We start from the raw sequence: 6,343 nt of genomic DNA, 5'->3' as shown, positions 1-6,343 counted from the left end.
CTGCCTGCTGCATGTTGTGGGTCACGATAACAACCGTGTAGTGCTCTTTGAGGTCGTTGATGAGGTTTTCGATCTTTGATGTGGCGATGGGATCGAGCGCGGAGCAGGGCTCATCCATGAGGATTATCTCGGGCTCGACCGCGAGCGTCCTTGCGATACAGAGCCGCTGCTGCTGCCCTCCCGAGAGCCCCATCGCAGAGTCGTGGAGCCGGTCCGCCACCTCGTCCCAGAGAGCAGCCGCTTCCAGGCTCTCCCTGACGATCGCGTCCAGCACCTTCCTGCCACGGACCCCGTGGACGCGAGGGCCGTAAGCCACATTGTCGTAGATGGATGAGGGGAAGGGGTTTGGCTTCTGAAAGACCATCCCGATTCGCTTCCGCAACTCCACAACATCGCAATTTGGGTCGTGGATATCCCTGCCCTCAAAGAGGATCCTGCCTTCTATCCTGACACCCTCGACGAGATCGTTGAGTCGGTTGAAACAGCGAAGCAGGGTCGATTTCCCGCACCCGGACGGCCCGATCAGCGCGGTGACCCGGTTCCGCGGGATAGAGACCGATATGTCGCGAAGTGCCTGGTTCTCACCGTAGTAGAGGTTTAGATGTTCTGCTGTAAGGATGCTGTCTCTCTGCATTGTGGGTCACCACCTGACCGACTTCTGGTAATGGTTCCGGATGAGGATCGCTACCAGGTAAATGGCCATCACCAGCACGAGAAGCACCAGTGCCGTCCCGTACTGGTTCTCCCTTGCCCCCGGGACGTTGGTCGCCAGGATGAAGAGGTGATAGGGGAGCGCCATCACCGGCTCCATCACCGACGCGGGGAGGAACCGCCTTGAGAAGACGACTGCGGTGAAGAGAATCGGCGCGGTCTCTCCGGCCGCCCGGCCGATACTGAGGATCGTGCCGGTCAGGATCCCGGGCACCGCCGGCGGGAGGACGACCCGCCATATGGTCTCCCAGTGCGTCGCCCCGAGGGCGAGGCTCCCCTCCCTGACGCCGCCCGGGACGCTTCCAAGCGCCTCTTCGGTCGTCCTGATGATGGTGGGGAGGATCATCAGCCCCAGCGTGATCTGACCGGCGAGCAGCGACACTCCCAGGTCCAGGTAGAGCACCAGGAACGCAAACCCGAAGAGGCCGAAGACGATCGACGGCGTGCCGCCCAGGAGGTCGACGCCTGCCCTGATGATCCCGGTGATGCGCCCGCCCCGGGTATACTCGTGGAGGTAGATGGCCGCACCGATCCCGATCGGAAGGGCGAAGAGAATGGCACCCCCGACCAGGAGGAGCGTCCCGATGATTGCCGGGCCGATGCCTCCCGCCCGGCCGAGGTCGCTTGACGGCGCGGTCAGGAACTCCCAGGAAAGAGCCGGTGCGCCGTTGTAGACGATATCAGCGAGGATGACCCCGAGGAAGAGGAGCACGATGCCGATGGATGCATACACAAGCCCGAACGCGATCTTCTGCTTAATCTTTGGGGAGATCCTGTGCAGCGTGTATTCCACTGCGGGCAGGGCGACAGCGGTGACGACGGCGACCAGGGCTCCTGCGGCAGCCGCAACGAGCCCGAGTATGCCGATGCCGAGAACCGCACGGGCATAGGGCCTTGCTGTGCTGCCCCTCACCTTCCGGGCTGCTGTTGCTGTGTGCCGCTCGCTGAGTCTCCGGAGGATACCTCCTGCCAGGAGGTTGACTGTGAGGGTTATCGCCAGGAGGACGACCGCGACGCCGAAGAGCGCATGGTAATGGGTGCTGCCGACGGCGACCTCCCCCATCTCGATGCCCAGTGTCCCGGTGAGCGTCCTGACCGGGGAGAGGGCGTTCCAGAGGGGTTCTGGAATGATCGCGGCGTTGCCGGCCACCATGATCACCGCCATCGTCTCGCCGATCGCCCTTCCCATCCCGAGGATGACCGCGGCGGTGATGCCCGAAAGGGCTGCCGGGATCACGGTCCCTGTAATCGTCTGCCAGTGCGTCGCACCGAGGGCGAGGCTCCCCTCCCGGTACCCGCGGGGCACGGCACTGATTGCGTCCTCCGATACGCTGACGATCGTCGGGAGCGCCATGATGCCGAGCAGGATGGACCCGGCAAGCCAGGTCTCGCCGGACGCGACATCAAAGACGAGACGGATCTGGTCGGTCAGTATGACGAGACCGAAGAAACCGTAGACCACCGAGGGTATCCCTGCCAGGAGCTCGATGGCGGGTTTCACGACCGCCCGCACCCGGGGTGATGCAAGTTCGGCGATGAAGACGGCACTTGCGATCCCAAGGGGGATTGCGATTACCATCGCGCCGAGCGTGACAAGGAGCGTGCCTGCGATCAAAGGGTAGATGCCGTATGTGGGCGTCGCTCCCGTCGGGTTCCAGAGATCGCCGGTGATGAAGTTCCAGACCCCGACCTCCTCAAAGATAGGATAGCCGTTCCTGAGCAGGAAGATGAAGATGAAGAAGATGGCAACGACGGCGAAGATGGCCGTACAGAACCAGAGTGCCCGGATGGCTTTTTCGCGAACCTGCCGCCCTTTTTTCCAGGGAGAGAAAGGCTTATTGGGGATGGACGGTTCTCTGGCCGTTCTCGGCCGGGGATGGGGGGCCGGATTGCCGGGCCCGCCCGGTCGCCCCCCGCAGAGCGGCGCCATGCCGCTCGATAGAGGGGTTCGTTTACGAACATTGTCTCCTTTGTTCATGGTTACCAGACCGGGGCCCATGGCCCCATACCACGACCATCATCTGTGCACGTTGGCACCGTGGTCTGGTTTAGCATGTAAGCATGCCGATGGAAAGATGTTCCCGACGGAGACTATATGTGTATATGTACGGTCAATAAACAATATTGTAGTATATACCTGTGGCAAATGTATATATCATTCCGGCACCAACGCTTATCGAACATGGAGATCCGAAAAGTCCAGATCACCGGCGGCTCGTCGTATATTGTATCCCTGCCGAAGCAATGGGTTAAATCCATGAATATCCAGAAGAACGACCCGATAGGGCTGATCGTGCAACCCGACGGCTCACTTCTGGTCACCCCGAAGATCAGCGGGGAGTCGGTCCACCGGGTCAGGGTCTTTGAGGTCGGCGCCACGACGGACCGCACGTTCCTGCTCCGCCTCCTGGTCGGGGCATATATTGCCGGTTTCACGACCATCCGCCTCGAAGCGAAAGGGCGGCTGCCGCCGTTTATACGGCAGCTGGTCAGGGAGTTCACGCAGATGGCGATCGGGCAGGAGGTGATCAGCGAGACAAATTCGTCGATAACGCTCAAAGATCTCCTCAACCCTGCTGAGATGCCGTTTGAGAACACCATAAAGCGGATGCACGTGCTGGTCCGGGGCATGCAGCAGGATGCGATGGCTGCGCTCCGGGGGCATGATGAGGCTCTCGCCGAGGATGTCATCGCGCGGGACACGGAAGTTGACCGGCTGCACTGGCTCGTTGCGCGGCAGGATAACCTCATCTTGATCGATACCACACTCTCGCGCCGGATGGAGATCCCGGTAAGGCAGGCGGCGTATTACTTCCAGGTCAGCAGGATCGTTGAGCGGATAGGCGACCATGCCACCCGGGTGGCGTATAACGCTCTTGCCCTGATCAACCGCGAGGTCGACCCGGAAACGCTCGATCTCATGGACGAGGCGAGCACGCTTGCTCTCGATATCTTCTCGCGGAGCATGGAGGCGTTCCATGTGGGAGATATTGGACGGGCGAACGCGACGCTCCAGATGGTGCGCGATCTTGAGGAGAAGACCCGGGAGATCAACGCCAGGGTGCTCCAGGTCGAGGCGGTGGCGGCGATCCCCGCCGGCCAGATCGCAGACAGTATCCGGCGGATCGGGGAGTACTCAGGCGACATCTGTGAGAGCGTCATCAACTATATCATTGGGCAGGAGGCTTGACGGCCAGGAAGGACCCCGGACCTCCGGGCATACAGTAATCCCTGACCAGCACGAACTCTCTTTGCCGGTGGTGACGTGGCGAGCCTCATATCGATCGTCGTTCTCATCATAGTCTTTCTCCTGATCGCGGTCCGCAAGATCGGGAACGTCAGCCTCGGCATCTGGCAGGTGATGCTTCTTGGGGCCGTTGCCGTCCTGCTGACCGGAGAGATCACGCCGGAGGAGGCGCTTGCAGCAATAGACGTCGACGTGATGCTCTTCCTCTTTGGTATGTTTGTGGTAGGGGAGGCGCTCGCCGAGAGCGGCTACCTCTACCACCTGGCCTCCCGCCTCTTCTCCCGGGCAGAGTCGGTCCGGCACCTGGTCTTTCTCATCCTCGTCGGCGCCGGGGCGCTCTCGGCGCTCCTGATGAACGACACCCTGGCGGTCGTCGGCACCCCGCTCATGCTGTATTTCGCGCGACGGCACGGCATCTCCCCAAAGCTCCTGCTTCTGGCACTTGCCTTCGCAGTCACGACCGGCAGCGTCGCAAGTCCCATCGGGAACCCGCAGAACCTCCTGATTGCGCTCTCGGGGGGCGTTGAGAATCCGTTTATCACGTTCCCCCTCTACCTGATCGTTCCGACGGTGATCTCTCTCCTGGTGGCCTACGTATTCCTCTGCAGGGCGTTCCGCGACGAGCTCCACCCAGCGGCGCTGGTGCACTGCGAGGAGGAGATCCGCGATCCCTCGCTCGCGGCTCTTGCCCGCCTCTCGCTCATCCTTCTCGTCCTCCTGATCGTGGTCAAGGTCGTTTTGGTCATGTTCGTCCCGGAATTCGACATCAGGCTGACCTGGATAGCGCTTGTTGCGGCACTCCCGATTCTCGCCGGGAGCAGGCGGCGCGTCGAGATCCTCCGCCGGGTCGACTGGCCTACCCTGGCCTTCTTTGCCGGCCTCTTTGTCCTCATGGCGAGCGTCTGGCAGTCGGGGTTCTTCCAGATGCTCGTCGAGGGGAGTTCTATTGATCTCTCTGCCGTCCCGGTCATCGCCACGGTAAGTGTCATAGTCTCGCAGTTCGTCTCAAACGTCCCCTTCGTCGCCCTTTCCCTCCCGGTCCTTGCGCACCTCGGGACGTCTACACCTGCCATGATGGCGCTTGCGGCCGGGAGCACCATTGCCGGGAACATGCTGATTCTCGGTGCGGCAAGCAACGTCATCATCATCCAGGCCGCCGAGAAGGACGGAGAGACGCTGACGTTCCGGGAGTTTGCCCGGGTCGGTGTCCCGCTCACCGTCGTCCAGACGGCAGTCTACGTCCTCTTCCTCTCGCTCTTCCCGGCGTGAGACTCCATCGACCCCAGTTCTGCATCGAGATCCAGGTTGAGCGAACCGAACCTGATCGATGCGACGGCGGCGGGATCAAAGGGCGGGGCAACAACCGTAAGCAGGCGCCGCCTGGTGTGCATCTCCCCGGCGATGCCGAGGGCGAGGCTGAAGTTGTCGTGGTCGTTCAGCGAGACCAGGCGCCGTCTGGCCCCGTGGGGGTTCTTCAGGTCCGGTACCCGGCCCTGGAGCCCGAGACCCCGGAGCGGAACTTCTCGGGGCAGGGCCTCGGCGAAATAGGCAGCGAACCGCTCCTCACGGTAGCGTCGCCGCTCGGTTGTGGTCCTGATGACGGCCGCCGGGGATACGGGGACCCGGTGGATCGTGATCGCGGGGTGCCGGGCGAAGTTCGCGAGCAGCGGTTCCAGCTCCCGCCCGTGCTGGAGGGCGACAAGCCGGGTGGGGCGGAGCAGGTCGACCATCTGGACCTGGAACTCAATGCCCACCCCGCCGAAGACGAGCCCGGGTGAGTCGATGATGGTGGCGTCTGCCCCCAGTTCAGCGGCCTTCTCGACGAGACGCTTTGCCCCGGTCAGCGTCTGGAGGAAGTGGCCGCCCGGGGATGTCGAACCGACGAACCTGAGGTGGGCCCGGCCGGGCAGCCCTGGTGGGAGGGGGTAGAGGACCATCCCCTCGGTCGTCGGCGGGCCGACCGTCGACTGTCCGGTGTCGCAGTCGACGTATGCTGCCCGCATATGAGCTGCTGTTTTGTCAACGAGGTAACGACAGAGCGTCGTCTTTCCGCTGTTCGTCGATCCGATGACGTAGATGCGCTCAGGAGTGTCCGCCTGCGAGAGTGCCGCGGCGAGTTCCTCCCACCCCTCCCCGATGATGATCACGACCTGATGAACCTCCTCGATAGAACAGGTTGCGGTTCATGGATATAGTGGTTGATTGTCTGGCCCCTCCGGAGATGGGTGCGCCTGTGCGGGGGGCTCGCCCCCATCCGGGCATGATTCCCGCCACGGTCCACTGCTCCGGGGTCTCCGGGGATCAGGCTGGTTTCATGCGCACAGCATGAGGCACAGCCTCACGGCCACATCAACACGACGATTGCTCCGGTGTTGGAGAACTCTT

At 62.5% G+C, this 6,343-nt stretch carries 5 protein-coding genes; 2 read left to right on the top strand and 3 right to left on the bottom strand.

Going from position 1 to position 6,343, the window contains the following annotated elements; all coding sequences use genetic code 11:
• A partial coding sequence (gene pstB / locus BP858_RS05535) for a phosphate ABC transporter ATP-binding protein PstB (RefSeq protein ID WP_286879054.1) occupies nucleotides 1–634 on the bottom strand: 634 nt, incomplete at its 3' end.
• Between the two features lie 6 nt (nucleotides 635–640).
• Nucleotides 641–2,710, bottom strand: coding sequence for a phosphate ABC transporter permease PstA (gene pstA, locus BP858_RS05530; protein WP_286879053.1), 2,070 nt, complete (start codon nucleotides 2,708–2,710; stop codon nucleotides 641–643).
• A 183-nt stretch (nucleotides 2,711–2,893) separates the two neighbouring features.
• Between pstA and BP858_RS05525 the strand changes: the two genes are divergently transcribed.
• Complete coding sequence (locus BP858_RS05525) at nucleotides 2,894–3,901, top strand: phosphate uptake regulator PhoU (RefSeq protein WP_214166671.1); 1,008 nt, start codon at nucleotides 2,894–2,896, stop codon at nucleotides 3,899–3,901.
• 75 nt (nucleotides 3,902–3,976) lie between these two features.
• Nucleotides 3,977–5,227, top strand: coding sequence for an SLC13 family permease (locus BP858_RS05520; RefSeq protein WP_286879052.1), 1,251 nt, complete (start codon nucleotides 3,977–3,979; stop codon nucleotides 5,225–5,227).
• On the opposite strand, the gene BP858_RS05515 is transcribed toward BP858_RS05520, so the two are convergent.
• Nucleotides 5,194–6,105: a polynucleotide 5'-hydroxyl-kinase gene (locus BP858_RS05515; RefSeq protein ID WP_286879051.1), complete on the bottom strand. Its 912-nt coding sequence runs from the start codon at nucleotides 6,103–6,105 to the stop codon at nucleotides 5,194–5,196. The genes BP858_RS05520 and BP858_RS05515 overlap by 34 nt on opposite strands.
• Between the last annotated feature and the right edge of the window lie 238 nt (nucleotides 6,106–6,343).

The sequence above is a fragment of the Methanoculleus sp. UBA413 genome, from assembly GCF_002502935.1.
Taxonomy (GTDB): domain Archaea; phylum Halobacteriota; class Methanomicrobia; order Methanomicrobiales; family Methanoculleaceae; genus Methanoculleus; species Methanoculleus bourgensis.
The sequence above is the reverse complement of the archived record's forward strand: the minus strand, read 5'-3'. Positions and strand labels throughout refer to the sequence as shown.

Excerpts from the sequence above, each read along its gene's own strand:
- pstA (WP_286879053.1), bottom strand. The coding sequence starts at position 2,710 with ATGGGCCCCGGTCTGGTAACCATGAACAAAGGAGACAATGTTCGTAAA.
- BP858_RS05525 (WP_214166671.1), top strand. The coding sequence starts at position 2,894 with ATGGAGATCCGAAAAGTCCAGATCACCGGCGGCTCGTCGTATATTGTA.